We start from the raw sequence: 20634 nt of genomic DNA on the forward strand, positions 1-20634 counted from the left end.
TTTTCTGGACCGCCTTCGCTGTGCAGCGACTAGCCTGCCACGGCCTGCAGCTTCTTCTTGTTCCCCGGCCGTTCGTGCCACGGACAGTCCACGCAGCCGCCGGACAGGCGCCGGTTTGGGATGCTCTGCTCGGTCTCGTGGCCGTCCTTGCACCTCCAGTGGTGCTTGTCGTTCGACCCGCGCATCACCTCGTTCGGGTACTTGCGGTTTCGGTAGGAGTGCCAGTCGCTGGTGAGTTCCGGGTCCGTAGTGGCGAAGTCGTTGAAACCGGCGAGGATGAGGCGGCCGGCGCAGTACGGGCAGTCGGAGCCTCGAGTGCGTGCTTCGAGCCGCATGGGAAAGGTGTGCGTGTGCCGGCTCTTGCTGCACAGCCAGATGACCTCGAGCTTCGAGCCCTTCGTGTAGTCCGCGGGCTCGCGTCCTTGGTTGAGTTCCGGCAGCCAGCTCGGGACCAGGTGCGGGTGAGTGTCTACGATGCTGCGTCCGGAGATGCGGGTGCGCTGCTTCTTGCACTCAGGGCAGCTCTTGCCGCGTACGCGCTGCTTCACCGAGGCCCGGTACGGGTGGTCCTTCGAGCAGAGCCAGTCGCGCGTCTTCGGGTCCGCGGCGTTCAGCTGCGTGGCGGTCTTGGCGTAGCCGTTCTTCGGGTGCAGCTCTCGCGCGATACGAGGATGCGTGGTCGCGAGGTCGTTCACGCCGACCAGCGTCACGCGGTTGAGGCATACGGCGCAGCCGGCGTCGTTGAGCGTCCGGTTGAAGGGCATCGCCCGAAAAGGGTGACCCTTCTCAGGGCACATCCACCAGACCACCGTGTGACTCCGTGCCGTGATGCCTGCGGCGGTCAGGTCCCCGTTCAGGGTGGGGTGGAGTTGTGCCCCGATGAGAGGCGACACGGTCGCGAGGTCGTTCACACCCCGCTCTACGTGCACCCCGGTGCAGGTCGGGCACGGAGTCTCAACGTCATCTTCGTCCGCCGTGCGGACCTCGATGTAGAGGTGGCCCCGCGCACAGTGGATAGTGCGGAACTGCGGTTCCGTCACCGTCGGTGCTTCGTCGCTGTCTCGGGCGAGGCGTGCGAGCGCCGAGAGGTTGTCGTCCCCGGTGCACGCGAGGTACTCCCGTGTGCTCTGCAGGGCCGAGGGGTGGGGGTACCAGCTGGTGATGTCGTCGGGCAGCTGGAAGTCGTGGGCGTTGCCGGCGCGGTACCCGGCGTAGCCACGAAGCGCCGTGTTCAGCGCGAGTTGTGCGGGCCACAGATGCAGCCAGACCGCTCGCGCGACGGCCGGGGTCGAGTGCGCGACGATGTTGGCCATGGCCTCTCGGAGCCAGGCGAATGTGGTGGCGTACGGGACGGTGGGGTCGAACAGGCGGTGCACCGTCTCGTCCCGCTGGACCCAGTCGACGATGGCGACGGCATGACGGAAGACGTTGGCCGTCGGCTGGTCAAGGTCACCCTCGAGTGCGCTGAGGACTCCGAAGAACAGGTGGAGGTCGAGACCGCCACCATGACGGAGGCGCTGGAACCGGCGGTGGGCGGCGACCTCGGCGGGTGTCACCGCGGTCTGTGTCTCCGCGGTCGTGCCCGGGCCAGTCCATCGCTCGTGGCGCTCGCAGACGAGGTCGTCGAGGTGAGGGTGCTGCTGGATGTGCTCACCGTGGCTGCAGAGCAGGCACGCCCATCGTTGGGTGGTCTGCGACCGGCACGACTCGCAGTCGTCCAGCCCTGCGTCGTCGAGGGGCGGGGCCTCGATGAGCCTGTCGAGCGGGCGCCGGACCTTGGTGCTGAGGAGTGCCTCCCAGGTTGCGTCGGCGTCGTGTGCCTTGGCGAGCGTGACGAGGTGACGCGGGAGCGAGGTGCTTTCGCCGTTGACGATGAGGGTGCGGCGTGTGAACGAGTCGAGGGTCTCGCGGTGTCCGGGTCGCACGGTGAATGGGAATCGGCGGTAGAGGGCGGTGGGGGTCATGCCATCACCTTCTCGATAGCGGTCTTGCCCTTCGACGCGTTCTTGGCGAGGACCCTGCGGTAGAACGTCTCGGCGGTGAGGTCGAGCGTGTAGGCGTCGAGCAGATTCTTGTCGAGGAGCTCAACCTTCGCCTTGTTCTGGATGAGGTCGATGGCGGCACCGGTGAGTAGCCGGCTGAGGGAGCCGATGGAGCCGCCGGTGCGCTGGTAAAGGTATTCGGCGAGCGTATTGAGGGTCCCCACCGGATGGTTACGCAGCTGGAGCTGGGATTCGAACGTTCGGATGAGCTGCTTCCATTCCTTGCGGTGGTCGGCGCTGGACCACTTGTATGACTCGAGCTCGACGACCGCGAACCGGCTCATTAGCTGCTGTCCTCGGGCGCCGTGCATGAGGGTGGAGTTGGTTACGTCGAGCCCGCAGTAGAGGAATGTGGCGGAGACGTCGTTGTGGAGACCCTTGAGGAGGTCGACGGCTTCTCCGAGCCCGGATGCGCGGCCGGAGAGGTTGTGGAGTTCATCGACGACGATGAGCTGGGTGCGTGCACGCCGGATGGCAGCGACGACCTTGGTCCGCAGGTCTGCGGTTGTGTCGCGGGACAGGACGGAGAGGCCGTAGAAGTCGCAGAACTCGCGGAGCAGGTCCTTAGCGTTGCTGCCGGAGGGCACCTCGACGTACATCACCGGGATGTGCTCGTCCTGCTCCCAGTGCGGGACCTGCCTGGTGTACTCCTCGAGCACCCACCGCATCAGTCGCTTGGCGGTCGTGGTCTTGCCGAGAGCGGAGTCCCCGGAAAGCATGACACCGGCGTGGCCGGAGTTCCGCGACCGGTTCGCCTGGAAGGCGCGGGTCAGCAGGAGTCTTCCCTGGGCGACGGTCGAGGTGAGGAGCACGATGCCACCGGAGAGATAGTCCATCCGCTGCTGGTCGTGCTCGTAGCGGCTGACGGTCGAGTTGGTGTCGAGCGGCGCCGGCGCGGTGAGCGGGTGCTGCAGGTAGTGGAGCAGCGACTCCCAGCGGTTGAGCGCTGTCTTGTCGGAGTCGTGGCTGGTGAAGGAGAGCATTGTGTTCCGTTTCAGAAGGTGGGGAGGATGTCGTCGTCGTCGAGGTCCTCCTCGGTGACGGTGAACTCGGGAAGGGCCGTCGGCCGCTTGGGCTGCGGAAAAGGCGTGCCGGTGAGTTCCGCGTCGGCCTGGGCGGTGAGGATTCGGTAGTCATCCTCGACCGGCGCGAAGTCGGGCTCGAACCGCCGCATTTCAGCACCGCGCTCCAGGCACTCGATGAGCTCGCCTTCTCCGCCGATGACCCACACGGCTTCGGGGTTGTAGGGGTCGACCTTCACTTCCCATTTGCCCTTGTGGCGAGGCATGTCTGACAGCGTGTTGCGGAGCATGTTGAGTTCCGGAGAGTCGTATTCGCGCGTGTCGACCTTGATGCCTGTGGCCGTGATACGGCGGAACTTGCTGGGCAGCATGAGGATGAAGTTGTCCTCGGTGAGTGGAAGGTGGAGTTGCGCGACGCTCAGTGCTGCCTGGCCGGCCTTCTTATTCGGGGTGAGGTGTCGAGTCGGGTGCAGGCGGTCGCGGAGGCTGCTGTGAGGTGCGTTCTGCCACACGCTGATGACCCAGTCCTCGAACAGCTCGCGAAGCGCCTCGAGGGTGAGCAGCTTCTCGGTCGGGACTTTCCCGCCTTTGTGCTCGGGGCTGCGGCCGACGTATCCCTCGAGGTGCTGGACGAACATCGTATTGATGGTGTGGAACTGGCGCTCGACGTGGGGCTTGCTCGTCGGCGTGTACGGTGCGGACAGGACTACGCTCCCGCCGCGCTGCTCCACCGCGTTGCGGAACGTCGGGGAGATGTAGTCCGTACCGCGGTCCACAGTGATGTTGGCCGGGTAGATGTAAGGGTGCTCCGCAGCGTGACGCCCGTACTCCTCGTCGGAGAGGAGCGGCAGGCGCGGGTGCTTCCGACGAAGAGCCTCGCGGTACTCCGAGCGGGAGGGGCGGTTGGCCCGCGGGGTCAGGGCCTGGGCGAGCAGCATGGTGTGGTCGACGCCCTTGGTACCCTCCAGGCGGAACGTGTAAGCCATGATGGTGCGCGAGTGCACGTCCAGCATGAGGGACAAGCGCGGGCGCTTGCGCTCGCCCTTCGGGGTCTGGACCTCCAGGTCCATCGTGTTGGTGTCCACCTCAACCAGCGAGCCGGGGAGGAAGGGCTCGCTCTTCCCCATCATGCGGTCTTTCGGTCGGTTGGCGAGAGACTTTCGGGTCTTCGCGCTGCCGGTGACGTGCTTGCCGTGCCCGATTCGGTCGATGAGCAGGTACCACGCGGACTTGCTCGGGAGCTTGATGCCCGGGTGCACCGCCTGAACGGACTTCGTCGTCTGCTCGATGATGCGCTTCTTCGTGCCGGTGGACCACGTGACCTGGTCGTTGATGGTCTTGATGAGGTGATTGATGACGGCCGCCTCGACCTTTTCGTTCGGGATGTAGTTCCTAATAGCTCGCCCGTCGATGAGGCCGACGAGTCCGTCTCGCTGGTACTTCATGAGCTTGTTGAAGAACGTGGACCGAGCCATGCCGCGCCCGGTGCGCTCCAGGTCGACGAGCTTGCGGGCGATGCGCTGCTCCTGGCTGGTGGTCTCCAGGTCATACTCCGGCCAACACTTGCCGTTGCGGCCTTCACCGGTGAGAACCTCTTCGATGTCCGCGGCCAGGATGCTCGCCGCGTGCAGGACGTGGGAGGGGACGTGGTCGAGCAGGCGGGGCGACCGCTGTTCTTCGCTGGGGACGATGTTTGCGAGCTCGGCGTGGGTCACGGTGCGGCTGTCGCCCGTGACCCGGTGAATGAGGGTCACGCCCTTGGTGGTGGCGGCTTCGAGCTCGTAAACGTCCCCGTCGATAGCTACGGCAACGGGGACGTTAGGCGTGGGCATGGGGGAACTCCTGACGGTGAGATGCGGGGGCGACGAGACGGGTGCCGTTGGAGAGGAGGGCGTTCATGTCGACGGACAGGGCGCCGGTCCAGATGAGGTGGAAGACGTGGCTTCGGGCGAGGGGCGTGCTCTTCGCGGCAATGAGCCTGATGGCGTCGCCGACCGTCGAATCGGAGCCGAGCGCGGCGAGCAACTCCCCTTCTGCGTCCGCGCCGGGATGGTGTCCGGGGTGGCGAAACTGGGCGAGCCAGGTGAGGTTTACCCGGTGCTGGTGCGGGAGCTCGGTGAGGATGCGATAGTTCCAGCCGACGGTCTCGCAGACGGTGCGGGTCCACTCGAACTGGGCGAGCGCCTTGGCGTTGAGCCGACCGTATGGCTTCACGTCGTAGACGGTCTGCTCGCCGCGGGCGTCGAGGGCGATGAAGTCCGGGTAATGGTAGACACCGTCTCCGTTCACGAGCAGCATCGGCTGCGACGCGATGGCGACGACGTCCGCCGTGTGGTCGAGCCACATCAGCGAGTCACGCTCCAGCAGCGACTCATGCCAAACGTGCCTCTGAGTCGCGGCCATCCAGTAATAGCCGTGGTAGTTCCGCTGGTGCGGATACGCGTTTCCGACTCGAACCGGGTCGGCGACGTAGAGCTCCTGCGCGAGAAGGCCCGCGTCGAGCGGCGCGGACTGGGTGACTCCGTCTCGAATCCAGGTCGCAGCGCCGGTTTCGGGGGTTGTGATCTCTGTCATATCCAGACATTGAGGACGTGTTGAACCAGTCGGCGTGACACACGAGAAAATCCCAGCTCAAAATGGAGAAGAACTCGACGACGCGGTCGAAATGCTCCCATATAAGATCGTTTGCACGATGCGATATGAGAAGCGGGAGATCACCGCAGGTGAAGTGGCGAGCATGCTGGCGGTGAGTGAGAGGCATGCCGAGGCACTGCTGAAGGACAGGCTCATCGCCGGACGTCAGCTGCGCTCGGGTGTGTGGCTCACCAGCAAGGCGTCCGTCGAGCGCTACCGAGCTACGGCACAGCGCGGGACCGGACGAGTCCTCGGTGCCTCAACCGCCTGGGGCTTGCTGTGGGAGCTCTCTGGGCGAACCCCCACCTGGCTTCCGACCAGCACGTTGGCGCGCGTGCGTCAACGGATCGCAACGTCATCTCCCGAGGACATCGTGCGAGCCACATCAGGACGCACCCGCGTGCACTTCTACACACGCGCAGATGGGGCCCCGCCGGTTTCTTGGAGTCCGCTCATCGAGACTGGACGACCCGCTGCTCGACGCCTCGGAGTGAGATACAAGCGAGTGTTCAACTACGGGGCGGCTTACGTTCGCGACGGAACGATCTCCGAGTTCGCCGAACGGAATCAGCTGTTCGAAGACTATGAAGGCAAGAACCTGCTGTTCGAGAACACGCTTCCGACTGCATACGAGCGGGCGACGATGCCGACTGCGGTCGTTGCCGTGGATCTGGCCGTCGGAGGCAGTGTTTACGAACTCGAGCAAGGATGCAGGATCTTGATGAACCTGCAGTCGGCATGGCGCGAGGCTCACGACGGTTAGTGATCGCGCGCGACCAGCTCGTACGTGCCGTCGACAGGTTTCCGTCATGGGCTAGCACCATAATCCAGGTTTACCGGGATTACTAGAGGCGAGCCCAGAATCCGGAATTAGACCTTGTACCGTTGGACACGTCCAACGGGGCGCTTTCGCGGCTGACCGCACCGCCCCCCTGTCAAGGCGTGGTGTGCGATGTGGGGTCCTGAAGCGGCTGAAAGGTTCGGCGGTGTGGTCCGTGCGCTTCGGCAGGAGTCGGGCCTGACGCAGGAGATGCTCGCCGCTCGGGTGGGCATCACGAAGAACCAGCTTCAGCTCATCGAAGCCGGACGGTCGGCGAGCGGCAAGCAGGACGCCGGGCCGTCGAATCCTCGCATGACGACGTTGGTCGGTATCGCTGACGCTTTCGGGTTGTCGGTCGAACAGCTCATGGCGGAGTCGCGTCTTTAGCGTGCGCTTTGCAGGCGCGAGCGGCGGACGCTGACACGGCTCCGGTCTGCAGGTGGCCAGCCTGGTAGCCCTCCTCGGGATGGATGTCTCGTCGTGGAAGTGTCGTGGCGCGTTCTTATACTCGGCTGAAGTATAAGAACGCGCCACGGCGTTCTCCCGGCATGGGGGCGCGGCGAGCATCCCCCAGCTGTTCGGTGAGCGCGGATGTCGTCGTGGATCGAGCGAACGGCGTCGATCCCCTAGCCTGCCGAGTTCTCGAACTCGGTCATGACTCCTCCTCCATGTTGCGGGTGTGGCGGCGCCGGACGTCTTCGATGATCTCCTCGAGGGTGCGTGTTCCGTCGATGTAGTCCTGGGCGTCACGTCGAGCTTGAGCCGTTGGTCGAAGGCCGTCCAGGACAGCGGAGTGCATGGCTTCCGCAGTGGTCTTGATCCGCTGCTCGCGTGTCAAGGGAGGACGGTTGTCATCGCTGCCGTATCTGCGGAGGAGTGTCAGACTTGGGGTCACCATCCGAAGGTTGCTCATGTCGAGGATCCCGAGGTTCCCCTCGTCGTCATCGCGCCCGAGGCTCGCCACACGGCGGCCGTCCGCGGTCTGTCCGCCTGCCCCGACGTGCATGTGGCCGTGCGCGAGTAGCTCGGGGCGCACGGCACCCCAGGCTTTGCCGACTCGCGCGCGTGATGCCGCGGATGCCTCCAACGCCGCCTTCGTGAACCGATGCGGGTTGGTCCGCAGGATCTCACGGACAGCGCGCACAGGTGTGTCTGCCGGAGACTCGTGTGTGAGCATCAGGACCGCGGGGCCTCCGGCGATGGCTTCGGCGAGCTGGGTGTCGGTGATGGCCTCGTCCGGCCACCACGTCACTCCTTCTTGCCTGGACTCGCGGTCGACGGATGAGGCGCCGCCGAGCGACAGCACGGAGCGCCCGCCGATGGTGAGCCGTGCCGGCCGCGGGAGTATCCAGGTGAGCTCGGAGACCTGCACGGCTTCGCCGGGGTGCTCTTCAAGGAGCGGGGTGATCTCGTCCCACTGCTCGTGGTTCCCAAGCGTGACGTAGAAGCGGGCGATGGAAGTCTCAGCGAAGATCTCGTCGACGGCATGGGGTGGCATCCACCAGTCGCCGAGATGCAACAGCGTCGTCACGTCAGGCGCCAGATAGGGCAGCGCCCGGGAGATCATCCGAGCCCACCGCAGGTTCCCGTGCCAATCTCCGCAGACCGCCACTCGCTGGTCGGGCAGGTCGATGTCTCTCGTGTGGTCGCGTGCTTGCATGATGCCTCCCGATCCAGGTATACCGGGTTTAGTGTCGGGGCGAAACGATGCGTTGCGTGTCGCGCTGGTCTCAGTGCCCTCGCTGGTGCGCTTGCATGGGGTGGCTATCGATCAACCGCTGCTTCGACCACTTGCCGGCGATTGTCAAAGCACTGACGAGCTAGGGCTCATCCTGTCCTGCAAGCGGCAGGCCGCCCCTCTGCCGAAGCTGTCCACTTCCCGTTGAAGCCGCTGAAACCATGCTCCTTCTCGTGACTACCTCCTCCTGCACGCTTCAAGGGTCGCCATCATCGAAATCCGGCTGCCGGACATGAGCGCGCTGTGATCCGCTCAATGGTTGACACGCGACGCTGCTCGCGGTAAGAATCAATCGACCATTTACTAAAGGGTAGTTTGTTAATCGCCCCTGGCGTTCGAGGAGGAACCCTATGGCCGAGACATTAGCTAGGCGCGGGAAGAAGGCGCTAGCGATAGCCGTTTCCGCTGTCGGACTGGCCGCTGCATTCGTGGCGCCCACCGCGCCGGCATACGCAGCCGACCCGCCGCTGAGACACCCCTTCTCCCGCGAGGATCCGCTGATCATCCTGGGTTACTACCCTGGGACCGCCGAAACTGAAGGCGGCACAACGATGGCGCAGACCTGGGCTCAGGTGCCCACTGACCTGCGTGACAACGTCGTTGTGAATCTCATTCCTGACAACGTCTATCCCGGGGACACTCAGGGGTTCAAGGACTTCGTGACGTCGAATCTCCAGATCTGTCAGGCGAACAGCATCCCATGCTCGGTGCAAGCCTTGCACGGTGGATCGAGCTCAGTGGCACCCGCCTCGTTCTGGAGTCAGACCGCGGCCACGTATAGCTCCTTCGTAGGGATCAATATCGCCGAGCTGTATTGGGGAAACGTCAGCTCCAATGGACCGCGTGTTGCGACGCTGATCAACGCAGCCGGCGACAACGGACTCATCTTCAGCTGGACAGATTCAAATCACGGCAACATCGTCAACTACTTGGAGAACACGACTACCGGCGTCTTGGCCGCGATGCGCGCGCACTCTGACAACGTCGTGCTGATGAATAAGGAGACCGAAGCAAACATCAGCACTGACAACCTCTTCCATGGGCTCTGGCTCGCGGGCATCGCTGGCAACTGGGGCTCGGCGACAGACCAGTGGCACTGGGCTGAGCAGCGCCATCGTCAGGTATACGGCCCCAACGTCGGCAGTCGTACCTGGAAAGACAACATGCAGAACCCCGAGGCGCTGATGGCTCAAAGCATCCAGCGCGCCGCGAGCCAAGGAGCGACTGCGTACGCACCTGAGGCGGGGTTCCTGATGTTCTCGACGAACAGCCTTCGGACCGCCCCCTTCCAGTACGGGCTCATTCCACTGTTCCGCGATCTCGATAGTGGTGCAGTGCCTGTGCCTACGCGCCAGGATGTGCTCGCAACGACAAAGGTCGTGTACAAGGGAGCCTCAGGTTTCAACCCACCGACTTACGACCTCAGTGCCTCTAACGTTCACCCAAACACGGGTCAGTTCGGAATTATCCCGCTCGTTCCCAACAACCTGACGACCGCAGAGATGTCGGTGTTCCCGGAGGTCGTCCCCGCGGGCGCTCGCTTTCCGTACTTCGCTTCCCGGTATCCGCAGGAGTTCCTCACGAGCAACACCTTCCTGGCGCGCGCCGGTAACGCCTGGTACTGGAACAACTACAAGGAAAACGTCAATCAGACGCTAACTAGCAGTTTCAAACCTCGTCAGTCGGGCGCGAGCGCAATCAGCATCGCTGCGGGTCCACACACGTACGCCACGATGATCGAGAGCAGCAACCGTGTTTCGATCCGGATGAACAACTACCGGAGTAATCGCAACCACCTCTGGACCGACACTGTGCTGGGAGTTCCTGCCTCGCAGGACTTCAATCGAGCTCAGACGCTTCAGTACATTCACGAGTACCTGACCGTGCAGCGGGATGCTGCGGGGAACGTCGTTAAGAACGCGGCGGGCAACATCCTCACTGGTACGGGTCGGGTAGTGGACGACAGGAGTGCCCGTGACATCCGTACGACGACGGTAACCGTAGATGGCACGTGGCAAGGTGGCGCTCCCCGTGTGACGTTCGAGGCGATGGATTCGCAGACGGGACGGCCCTATACGCAAACGCAGACGTGGGATGCAGCCAACCAGCGGTTGACGATTGCGGTTACCCATAACGGGCAGGTGAACTTCACAGTTGATACGGATGGTGCCGGTGCGAGTGTGTCGAATCTTGCTGCGGGTAAGAGTGCGACCCAGAGCTCGACCTACACAGGTGGGGATGGGACGGGTCCCGCCTCGAAGGCTGTGGATGGCAACACGAACGGTGACTTCACCCAGGGGAGCGTCACCCATACGCTCTCGGATGCGAACGCCTGGTGGCGCGTGGACCTGGGTGCCAACGTGGCTGTTGGCGACATCGAAGTCTGGAACCGCACCGACACAACCGGCTCTGACTTGGATCGGCTGACCAACTACACCGTCAGTGTCCGGGACGCTGCGGGTAACGTCGTGTGGTCGTCCGTGCAAGGCGAGCGACCCTGGCCGAGCACACTTCTGAATGCGGGCGGTGCCGTCGGCCGCTACGTGCAGGTGCAACTAAACGGAACGAACTTCCTCAGCCTGGCAGAGGTGAAGGTCCGTCCATTCCGGAAAAATCTCGCTCAAGCAGGGAATGCCACGCAGAGTTCGACGCTCTACGGGGCTCAAGCCGCTCGCGCCATCGATGGGAACACTAACGGGAACTACTCCGCAGGGTCAGTGACCCACACGGATACTCAGGCGGGGGCGTGGTGGCAGGTGGATCTTGGCTCCACGCGTCGAATTGAGTCCGTGGAGCTGTGGAATCGAACTGATTGCTGCGGCGAGCGGTTGAGCAATTTCACTGTCAGCGTCATCGATGCAGCGGGCGCGACGGCATGGTCCACGACCCAGGCCGGAACTCCCAACCCCCGTCTAGTGCTCACTCTCCCCCCGAATATCGAAGGGGAGGCGGTCCGAGTGCAACTCAATGCGACGAACTATCTATCCCTCGCCGAAGTGAAGGTGTTCGGCTCCTAGGCCACGTCGGAAGGCATCTCGCCCACGAAAGGGTGAGATGCCTTCCGCTTCGCTTGACGGTGTCTCTCAGGGTCCCTCCGTGTTCGCGCGACTGAAGGGGAAGCACTGACCATCGAGCAAGCGCCGGTCATCGTGCGCACGTACGAGGCCGAGTCGGCGACGAATACCCTCCAGGGCAACGCCCGAGTGGGTACGCTCGCCGGAGCGTCCGGCGTCAAGTTCGTCGGCGAGCTCGGCCCGGGCCCTGGCCACGCCATGGCTTCTTTACGAAGTTACGGCTGAGGCTGCGGGAGCGGTCACGCTGCGCATCGCGGCAATCTCCGGCGAAAACCGCAGCTTCGGGCTTTCGGTCAACGGCGCAGCACCGATCACGGTCCCTGTTCCGGGTCGCAGCTGGACCGAGCCGCAGGTCGTCGAGGTTGAGGTGCAGCTGGCTGAGGGTGCCAACACGTTGCGGTTCGGCAGCTCGTCGAGTGGATACGCTCCGTCTGTCGATGCCTTGACCGTGCTCGAGCCGAAGAGCTAAGCCAACGGCGCGACGAAATCGCCGCGGGCGGCCGGACACCCGGCCGCCCGCGGTGGTGCTGATGCGAGCTCACATGAGAGATGCTGGAACTCGCACGTGCGCTCCGTCGAACGTTGCCACACTTGCCGGTCATCACAGAATGGAGCCGAGATGGTCCTCGCTGAGCCGATGTCGAACGAGGATCGTCTGGAGCTCGTGCGTCTGCAGAACTTGGAAAGCTGCTTCATCTCGCTGCGAGACTCCGGGCCCTCGACCGTTGCGGATATCGCCGCCGAGACTGGCCTGTCGCGTCCGACGATCAAAGACCGCCTCCAGGACCTCATCGCGCTTGGCCTTGTCGCCGAAGTCGGGCGGGTGGTCCGGCGCGGGCAGAGCTCTGGGCGGCCGGCATCACGATTCGCAGTAAGCCCGCGCGCGGGATACGTGATCGGGCTCGAACTCGGAAAGCATCACGAGCGCATCGTGGTCGCCGACATGGCGAACGTCGTCCGAGCCCGCTACGTGTTCACGGCTGATGACAGGACGAGCGTAACCGACAGGATGCGCTCCCTCGTCACGCGGGTAGCCGACATCCGCAGTGCGCATGCCGATCTGGGTCCGCTGCTGAGAGTCGGCGCGGCCGTCCCGGGCGCACTCGCCCCGGACGGCCTCATGACTCGTTCACCGATTTTCAAGGAGTGGACAGGGCAGAACGTCGCAGACGCTTTCGCCAGCGTCTTCGACGTGCCCGTCGTGCTCCAGAACGACCTGAACGCCGCAGCACTGGCAGAACACCGGCATGGGGCCGCCGCCGATGCGTCCGACGTTGTCCTTGCGCTCGTATGGCACCAGGTGTCCGCGGGACTCATCATCGACGGTGACGTACGCGTCGGCCGTCATGCCCGAGCGGGCGAGATGAGTCAGCTGGTCGCGTCGGCGGATGACCAGATGCTGCAGCGATGGCCATCAATGCCCGACTTCCTCGAAACGCTGAGCGCCGCCGAAGCGGGAGACCAGCGCTCGCGCGAGCTGGTCGAGGAGTTCGCTCTCGCGGCAGGAGCACAGATCGCCACTCTGCTGATCGCCGTCGACCCCGACGTAGTCGTCTTGTACGGCCCGGCATCAGCCAACGACTATGTCGCCGAGCTCGTGGCGAACGCCGTGCATACGGCTGTCTCGCCGCCGGAGGACACTCCTCTGCTTCAAGCACAGCTCGGAGCAGACGCCGCTGCGACGGGGGTGCTCATCGCCGCTCTGGAGTCGGCCCACACTCAGTTCTTCGGTGAAGCGGGCACGCCGATCCAGCAGCTGATCGAGGCTGGCGCCCCCGCGACACGGTGATCCTCCTCCCGTTGTCGATGCATCCGGATCGTCGGGCTTGACAACGGGGCAGACATCGGATGAAATGCTCCAAGCGGACTTATCGAATAGTCTTTCTTTAATCAGGTCCGCTCGGGTGCGATAACGCGACCCGACCCGACCCGACCCGAGCATCACATTTCAATGAGGAGATCAGCATGAACCGCAGGAAGGCACTGACGCTGAGCCTGACCGGCATCGTCGCGACCGGAGCACTCGCGCTCACCGGGTGCGCCGCCGGCGACGGCGCGAACGCGGACGGCAAGGACGGGCAGAAGGTCGTGTACGTCGTTCCGTCCAGCTGGGCGCAGACCGGCGCATTCGCCGACAACGTCAAGGCGTGGGAGAAGGAGAGCGGCAACACCGTCGAGATCCAGGCGATCCCCGACGAGCAGTACGACGACACTGTCCGCGCCCGCCTGCAGGGCGGCGAAGGCATCGACATCTACGCCGGCCAGGATAACGTTGACGACCCGTCCGCCATCATGCGTGAAGTGGACGAGTCCGAATTCGCTGACCGAATGGCCGAGAGCGTGCTCGAGTCGATGCGCGCCGAAGACGGCAAGATCTACGGATACCCGGCCGCCGACGGCCTGAGCTCCTTCGGAGTCATCTACAACAAGGATGTCTTCGAATCGGCCGGCGCGGCAGTGCCCAAGACGCTGGACGAGTTCACCTCCGCACTCGAGAAGGTCAAGGCCGAAGGGACCACCCCGCTATACCTCTCAGGCGCTGACGGATGGACGCTGCTGCAGCATCGCAACTCGGTCAACGCCAACCTGCTCGGCCAGGATCCTGAACTGGCAGAGAAGCTCGCTACCAACGAGACCACCTGGGGTGACGTCTCCGAAATGGAGCCGCAGTACACCGCACTCGCTGAGTGGGCCTCCGCGGGCCTCACCAACAGTGACGTGCTCACTGCCAAGTACGAGACCGCGATCAAGTCCGTCGCCGACGGAAGCGCTGGTGCGATCATCAACGGCTCCTGGGCTATCGGCGAGATCCGCAAGGCGAACGCCGACGCGAACATCGGCTTCTTCGCGCTTCCCACCGAGGCCGGTGAGAACCAGGTTGCGCTGTCGCGTCCGAACATCCTGCACATCGCCGCGGCGAGCAAGGTCGAAGACGCCGCCGCGGATCTGCTGCAGTTCCTGATCACTCCCGAGAATGTCGCAGCGCACCTGGCTGCCGCGCCCGGGATCCCCGCCTTCACCGATGTCGAGCTCGAGAACCCGGATGCCGCGATTGCAGACATTCAGACGTACGTGGAGAACGGCCAGTCGGGCTCTGCGTTCGACACGGCGACGGGATTCCCCACGCCTGAAAGCGAGCTGATCGCGGCCTACCAGGAGCTCGTTGGTGGCCGTGTTGACGCCGCCGGCTTCATCAACAAGGTTGACGCAGCCTGGCAGGGCGCCGGCAAGACCGCTGGCATCAAGGGCTTCTGAGCCATGGGGCGGGGAGTAGTGCAGAAACGTGCCAAGAGCAGAACCGCGGCCACGGCGTACCCGTACTGGTTCGGGGCGCCCGCGACTCTGATCTTCAGCGTCTTCTTCGTGCTCCCCGCCGCACTCGGCCTCTGGCTGAGCTTCACAAACGCGTCAACCATGTCGCAGCGCCAGGATTTCATCGGACTGGCGAACTTTCAGCTGCTGTTCGGCACGCACGGTGAAGCATTCCTCGGCGCGATGGGAAACCAGTTCGTCTACGCGCTGATCACCACCGTCGGAAAGACTGGCATCGGTGTCCTGCTCGCGTTCTTCCTGAACCGTGCTTTCCTCGGACGCAACGTGCTACGCGCGGTCGTCTACATGCCGATCATGTTCTCGACCATCGTCGTGGGCATCGTGTTCGGGTTCATCCTCTCGTACGAAGGTCTACTCAACTCGTTCCTTCGCAACATCGGGCTCGGCTTCATTGCCCAGGACTGGCTCGGTGATTTCGACCTCGCCCTGTTCTCCGTGACGGCAATCGACATCTGGATGGGCGTCGGCTGGACCGTGGTACTGGTGCTCGCCGCTCTGCAGGGCGTGCCTGCAGAGCTGCTCGAATCCGCAGAGGTCGACGGCGCGGGGCGCTTCAAACGGGCGATCCACGTCAGCCTCCCCACCGTCGCGCCAACCATCAGCCTGGCTGCGCTGCTCACCCTTATCTCGGGTTTGAAGTCGTTCGAGATCATCTATGCGACCACCGGCGGCGGACCGGGAAACGCCACCGAGGTGATGACCACCTTCCTGGCGAAGGCTCTGGGTACGACCAACCTCGGCTACGCCTCCGCGATCAGCTTCGTGCAGTTCGCCGTCATCACCATCATCGCGATGATCATCCACCTGATCAGCCGCCGGATTGAAGCGAGGATGTCATGAAAGAGCGACTGAGCCGGAATGCGGCGACCTATGTCGTCGCCCTCGCCGTCGGCATCCTCTTCGTCGTCCCCATGGTGCTCGTGCTGCTGAACTCGTTCAAGTCACAGACCGAAGCATCCGGATTCACCCTCACACTGCCGACCGAATGGCGCTTCGACAACTACGTCACTGTGCTCTCCGACCCCAGCGTCGCTCTAGGTCTGGTCAACAGCGCGATCATCACCATTGGAGTGACAGGCGGCACGATCACGGTCTGCGCGCTTGCTGGCTTCCTCATCGCCCGCCGCACGAGCCGCGTCACCTCCAGTCTGTACATGTACCTGATCGCTGGTCTAATCGCCCCGTTCTCGTTCATCCCCGCCATCCGGGTGCTGCAATGGCTCGGCCTCTACAACACGCATCTCGGTCTGATCCTCTCGGACATCGCCACCCAGATCCCGTTCATGGTGCTGATCTTCGTCAGCTTCGTCCGGCAGATCCCCCGGGAGATCGACGAGGCGGCCATCATCGATGGCGCGGGTTCGCTGCGCATGTTCTTCACTGTGATTTTCCCGCTCATGAAGCCGGTGACGTTCACTGCGTTGGTGCTGCTCTTCACCTATGCGTGGAACGAATTCCAGAACGTGCTGTTTCTCACCTCCAGCTCGAAGACGTGGACGATGCCCATGACCGTCTACAACTTCCAGGGGCTGCACACCTACGATTACGCGCTGGTCAGCGCGAACCTCGTGATCACGATTATCCCCGTCCTCGTCGTATACCTGATCGCGCAGCGCTACATCCTCTCGGGGATGGTGGCGGGCGCGGTCAAGGGCTGATCCACGATGGGTGCAACACCGAAAGTAGTCATGCTCGAAACGCAATTGTCCACAGTCGCAAACGACCGGCACGCACGAACGAACTGGTTCCGGGCCGACCGATTCGGCATGTTCATCCACTGGGGAGCCTTCTCCGTCCATGGCCGGGGAGAATGGCTGCGCTCCTGGGAGAATATCTCGATGGAGGAGTACCAACCCTTCATCGACGCGTTCACCCCGGATGCGTTCGACGCCGACGAGTGGGCGCGCACGGCAGTCGCGGCTGGCATGAGGTACGCCGTGCTGACCGCGAAGCATCACGACGGCTTCTGCTTGTTCGACAGCGCGCACTCCACCTATACCTCCATGCACAACGGCTTTGGGCGAGACGTGGTTGCCGAGTATGTCGAGGCGTTCCGCCGTCACGGGCTGAAGGTCGGCCTGTACTTCTCGTTGATCGACTGGTCGCATCCGGACTTCCCGGTCTTCGGCGACGCGCATCATCCTCACCGTAACGACCCCGCGTACGAAGGCATCGAGCACGACTTCGACCGCTACCTCGATTTCATGCACGCTCAGGTGCGCGAGCTCGCCACAAACTACGGCCAGATCGACCTGATGTGGTTCGACTTCTCGTACGACGACCTGACCGGTGAGGCGTGGCGCGCCGGCGAACTCGTCGAGATGGTCCGCGAACTCCAGCCCGGGATCCTGCTCGACAACCGCCTCGAGGCCAACGGCGGCAGCTTCGGCTCGATCATCACTGACTCGCCTCTGCCGTGGTCCGGCGACTTCGTCTCGCCCGAGCAGCTGATCCCCGCCGAGGGCATTCTCGACCTTCAGGGTCAGCCCGTGCCGTGGGAGGCGTGCATCACGCTCAACAACCATTGGACGCATTTCTTCGGCGACGAAGACTACAAGTCGCCTCGGATGCTGATCAGGAAGCTCGTCGAGATCGTCAGTAAGGGCGGCAACCTGTTGCTCAATGTCGGGCCGCACCCCGATGGCCACATCCTCACGGAAGAGCAGCGGATCCTCGCCGAGGTGGGGGCATGGCTTTCCCGCAACGGCGATAGCATCTATGGCGCACGCGCTGCCGATCTGCCGAAGCCGGAGTGGGGATACTACACGCGCAAGGGAGACGTGCTCTATGCGCACGTGTTCGAGCCGCCGGTCGGGCCTCTTGCACTTGTCGGTGTCGACGCGTCCCGCATCGACTCGCTCGAGATCAGCGGCAAGCGGGTTGAGCGGGCGGAGTCCTGGCTCATCGAGGCGTATCCCGATACGGCATTCGTCAGCTTCGGCGAGGGCGACCCGGCGCTGACATATCCGTTGCCCGACGACGTCGACACGGTGATCACGATTCGTCTGACACCACAGTCAATTCCGTACGGCTCGTGAGCTCTCAGGTGCTGCTGCTGCGCAGCGCTGGCGTCGCGCTCATCGTCGACTGCCGACACCAGCGGGCTCGAGTGGTGCACTGGGGTCCGGATCTCGGCGCCCTCGATGATCGTGCCCTCCTAGCGCTGTGTGACGCTGCTGTCCCAGCTCGTCTGAACGCGACACCCGACGACCCGCTGCTGTTCGGTGTGCTTCCCACCGAGGATGACGCGTGGACCGGTCGCCCCGCCGTTGTGCTCTCCCGGTCCGGCATCGCGACGACCCCGCGGCCGCGACTGATCTCGGCGAACATAGAGGATGCGGCAGCCCGGCTGGTTCTGCGAGATGAAGCGTCGCTCGCCGAGATCACCCTTGAGCTCGCACTGGATCCGCACGGCGTCCTCGAGCACCGGCGCACCGTGCGCAATATCGGCCAAGAAGCGCTCACCGTGGACGGACTGGATGCGGTGCTCCCGCTGCCGGTGCGCGCCGACGAGATCCTCGATTTCACCGGCGCATGGATCGGAGAACGGATGCCGCAACGGCATCCCGTCTCCTTTGCGGTCCATGCCCGAGAGCATCGTCGTGGACGTCCGGGCCATGACGCCGCCTTCGTTACCCTGGTCGGCACCGCAGGGTTCACGAATCGCCGAGGCGAACTGTGGGCGATGCACGTCGCGTGGAGTGGCGACCATGGCAGCTATGTTGAGCGCTCAGCCGACGGCGCCGGTGACCTCTCCGTCGCTCTCAGCGGCGGAGAGCTGCTTAGGCGCGGTGAAGTGATACTCGATCCGGGCACCTCGTACTCGGCACCAGCGGTGTTGTTCACGTGGTCCGATGCCGGCATCGACGGCATTTCAGATCGGTTCCACGACCGTCTGCGTGCCAGGCCACAGCACCCGCAGACGCCACGGCCTCTCGTGCTGAGTACCTGGGAAGCGGTGTATCTCGACCATGACGTCAGCACGCTCCGGTCGCTCGCAGAACGCGCCGCTGACGTCGGAGTCGAGCGGTTCGTGCTCGATGACGGCTGGTTTCGCGGCCGCACTACCGACACTGCAGGGCTCGGGGACTGGTATGTCGACGAAGGCTTCTGGCCGGAGGGTTTGCACCCCTTGGTGGACCTGGTGCGCTCTCTCGGTATGCAGTTCGGGCTGTGGGTGGAGCCGGAAATGGTCAACCTCGATTCGGACGTCGCGCGTAAACATCCAGAGTGGTTGCTGACACCCGCTGACGGCTGGCCATCTCGCGCACAGTACGTACTCGACGTGGCGCAGCCCGCGGTTTACGACTACCTCCTCGAGCGACTAGACGCGCTGATATCCGAGTACCGGATCGACTTCCTAAAGTGGGACCACAATCGCGATCTGCTCGAGGCACCCAGCCACACGCAGACGCGAGCCGTGTACGCCCTCATGGATGCCTTGCGTCAGCGGCATCCTCAGCTGGAGATTGAGTCGTGCGCCTCGGGTGGAGCGCGCGTGGACCTCGGCATTCTGCAGCGCACAGACCGGGTGTGGCCGTCTGACACGTTGGATCCGCTCGAGCGCGAGCGCATCCAACGTTGGACATCGCTGTTGCTTCCCCTGGAGCTCATCGGCTCGCACATTGGCGCCGCGACCGCGCATACCACCGGCCGGAGGATAAACGGGACCCTGCCTTTGATCACCGCGCTGTTCGCTCACGCCGGTATAGAGATGAACCTGCTCAAGGTGAATGAGGCGGAGCGTGACGCACTAACGCAGTTCGCCGAACTCTATCGAGAGACGCGTGCGCTGATTGCGTCCGGGCGTCTGGTGAACGCGGACGTGTTCGACCCAGCAGCCCGTCTCTTCGGGGTGGTGAGTCCAGATCGGAGCCGGGCGCTTTTCGCTGTCGTCCAGATCGGGATGACCGCCGGGCGCCCCGCGCGAGTCCAGATCCCCGGGCTCGACGAGAGCGCGGGGTATGACGTCCGTGTGCGCTCGGAGCTCGGAGTGCCGGATCGGGGCATGAGCACCGGGCCGGCCTGGTTCGACGCAGCGTTGAACGCACCGCTCCGCTTGGCAGGCTCCATGCTCGCGCGCTCGGGACTCTCGCTTCCCCCTCTGCGCCCCGAGACTGCCGCCCTGATCGAGCTGACCCGCGTGACCGAGGAGACATCCGATGACCACTGACCTTCGTATCGGCATCGTCGGCTTCGGTCACCGAGCTCAGCTGACTGACCAGGTGCAACGCCCGGGCGGGGGCTCGTTTGTCTCGGCCGTGCTTGATACAGCCGAGCGCGGCCGAGCAGACGCTCGCGAGAAGCTGCCGAATGCCTTCGTGACCGACTCGCTTCGCGACTTCATCAGCGCCGGTGTGGACGCCGCGTTGGTGCTCACTCCCGATGATCAGCACACCGATGTGACCGTGGCACTGCTGGAGGCGGGTGTTCCGGTGTTCTGCGAGAAGCCGTTGGCGACGAAGATCTCGGACGCGGATGCCATCCTTAAAGCAGCGCACCGCACCGGAACCCGTTTGTACGTCGGCCACAACATGAGGCACATGCCGGTGATCGTGCTGATGCGACAGTTGATCCTCGACGGGCGTATCGGTGAGGTCAAGGCGATCTGGTGTCGCCACTTCGTCGGTCACGGCGGCGACTACTACTTCAAGGACTGGCACGCCGACCGCCGACGCACCACGGGACTGCTCTTGCAGAAGGGTGCGCATGACATCGACATCCTGCACTGGCTGGGCGGCGCCCGCACGATGAGCGTGAATGCGATGGGGACGCTGGCCGTCTACGGCGACATCACAGATCGCAGTGACCATGCCGGTGAGCGAATGCAGGACTGGTTCAGCCTCAACAACTGGCCGCCGACCGCGCAGACCGGCATGGCGCCGATCCTCGACGTTGAAGACCTCTCACAGGTGAATATGACATTGTCCAACGGCGTCCTCGCCTCGTACCAGCAGTGCCACTTCACGCC

General features: G+C 64.0%; 15 protein-coding genes. 10 read left to right on the plus strand and 5 right to left on the minus strand.

The features are described from left to right. Window positions 1–29 precede the first annotated feature (29 nt). Genes DW297_RS04580 through DW297_RS04595 form a run of 4 tightly spaced genes read right to left on the minus strand, consistent with a single transcriptional unit; the run spans window position 30 to window position 5638 of the window. Window positions 30–1964: a zinc-ribbon domain-containing protein gene (locus DW297_RS04580; RefSeq protein WP_136029825.1), complete on the minus strand. Its 1935-nt coding sequence runs from the start codon at window positions 1962–1964 to the stop codon at window positions 30–32. Then, window positions 1961–3025, minus strand: coding sequence for a TniB family NTP-binding protein (locus DW297_RS04585; protein WP_136029827.1), 1065 nt, complete (start codon window positions 3023–3025; stop codon window positions 1961–1963). Before DW297_RS04585 ends, DW297_RS04580 begins: the two co-directional genes overlap by 4 nt. Before the next feature lie 11 nt (window positions 3026–3036). Further along, window positions 3037–4896, minus strand: coding sequence for a Mu transposase C-terminal domain-containing protein (locus tag DW297_RS04590; protein WP_136029828.1), 1860 nt, complete (start codon window positions 4894–4896; stop codon window positions 3037–3039). Then, window positions 4883–5638, minus strand: coding sequence for a TnsA-like heteromeric transposase endonuclease subunit (locus DW297_RS04595; RefSeq protein WP_136029831.1), 756 nt, complete (start codon window positions 5636–5638; stop codon window positions 4883–4885). Before DW297_RS04595 ends, DW297_RS04590 begins: the two co-directional genes overlap by 14 nt. A gap of 34 nt (window positions 5639–5672) precedes the next feature. On the opposite strand from DW297_RS04595, the gene DW297_RS04600 reads away from it, so the two are divergent. Both DW297_RS04600 and DW297_RS04605 read left to right on the plus strand, forming a co-directional pair. Next, window positions 5673–6461, plus strand: a complete 789-nt coding sequence (locus tag DW297_RS04600) for a hypothetical protein (RefSeq protein WP_136029833.1) — start codon at window positions 5673–5675, stop codon at window positions 6459–6461. 225 nt (window positions 6462–6686) lie between these two features. After that, window positions 6687–6905, plus strand: a complete 219-nt coding sequence (locus DW297_RS04605; RefSeq protein ID WP_205828228.1) for a helix-turn-helix domain-containing protein — start codon at window positions 6687–6689, stop codon at window positions 6903–6905. Between the two features lie 265 nt (window positions 6906–7170). On the opposite strand, the gene DW297_RS04610 is transcribed toward DW297_RS04605, so the two are convergent. After that, the gene (locus DW297_RS04610; protein WP_136029837.1) at window positions 7171–8178 is read right to left on the minus strand and encodes an antitoxin VbhA family protein; all 1008 of its coding nucleotides are present in this window, start codon (window positions 8176–8178) and stop codon (window positions 7171–7173) included. Window positions 8179–8606: 428 nt separating this feature from the next. Here DW297_RS04610 and DW297_RS04615 point away from each other — a divergent pair, with 428 nt between their 5' ends. The 8 genes from DW297_RS04615 to DW297_RS04650 all read left to right on the plus strand — a co-directional run. Continuing rightward, window positions 8607–11273 carry a galactose-binding domain-containing protein gene (locus tag DW297_RS04615; protein ID WP_136029838.1) on the plus strand — a complete coding sequence of 889 codons (2667 nt, stop codon included), beginning with the start codon at window positions 8607–8609 and terminating at the stop codon, window positions 11271–11273. A gap of 676 nt (window positions 11274–11949) precedes the next feature. Beyond that, the gene (locus DW297_RS04620; protein WP_136029841.1) at window positions 11950–13119 is read left to right on the plus strand and encodes an ROK family transcriptional regulator; all 1170 of its coding nucleotides are present in this window, start codon (window positions 11950–11952) and stop codon (window positions 13117–13119) included. Window positions 13120–13295: 176 nt separating this feature from the next. Next, window positions 13296–14585 carry an ABC transporter substrate-binding protein gene (locus DW297_RS04625; RefSeq protein ID WP_136029844.1) on the plus strand — a complete coding sequence of 430 codons (1290 nt, stop codon included), beginning with the start codon at window positions 13296–13298 and terminating at the stop codon, window positions 14583–14585. A gap of 18 nt (window positions 14586–14603) precedes the next feature. Further along, window positions 14604–15503, plus strand: coding sequence for a carbohydrate ABC transporter permease (locus DW297_RS04630; protein WP_168442795.1), 900 nt, complete (start codon window positions 14604–14606; stop codon window positions 15501–15503). Beyond that, complete coding sequence (locus tag DW297_RS04635) at window positions 15500–16321, plus strand: carbohydrate ABC transporter permease (protein ID WP_136029848.1); 822 nt, start codon at window positions 15500–15502, stop codon at window positions 16319–16321. Before DW297_RS04630 ends, DW297_RS04635 begins: the two co-directional genes overlap by 4 nt. Before the next feature lie 30 nt (window positions 16322–16351). Next, window positions 16352–17701 carry an alpha-L-fucosidase gene (locus tag DW297_RS04640; RefSeq protein WP_136029850.1) on the plus strand — a complete coding sequence of 450 codons (1350 nt, stop codon included), beginning with the start codon at window positions 16352–16354 and terminating at the stop codon, window positions 17699–17701. Beyond that, entirely contained in the window at window positions 17698–19836 is a 2139-nt protein-coding gene (locus DW297_RS04645; RefSeq protein WP_136029852.1) for an alpha-galactosidase, read from the plus strand. Before DW297_RS04640 ends, DW297_RS04645 begins: the two co-directional genes overlap by 4 nt. After that, window positions 19826–20634, plus strand: an 809-nt coding sequence (locus DW297_RS04650) for a Gfo/Idh/MocA family protein (RefSeq protein WP_136029854.1), incomplete at its 3' end; no start/stop codon positions are given. The genes DW297_RS04645 and DW297_RS04650, both read left to right, overlap by 11 nt.

This window comes from Microbacterium sp. PF5 (assembly GCF_004794315.1).
Lineage (GTDB): Bacteria > Actinomycetota > Actinomycetes > Actinomycetales > Microbacteriaceae > Microbacterium > Microbacterium sufflavum.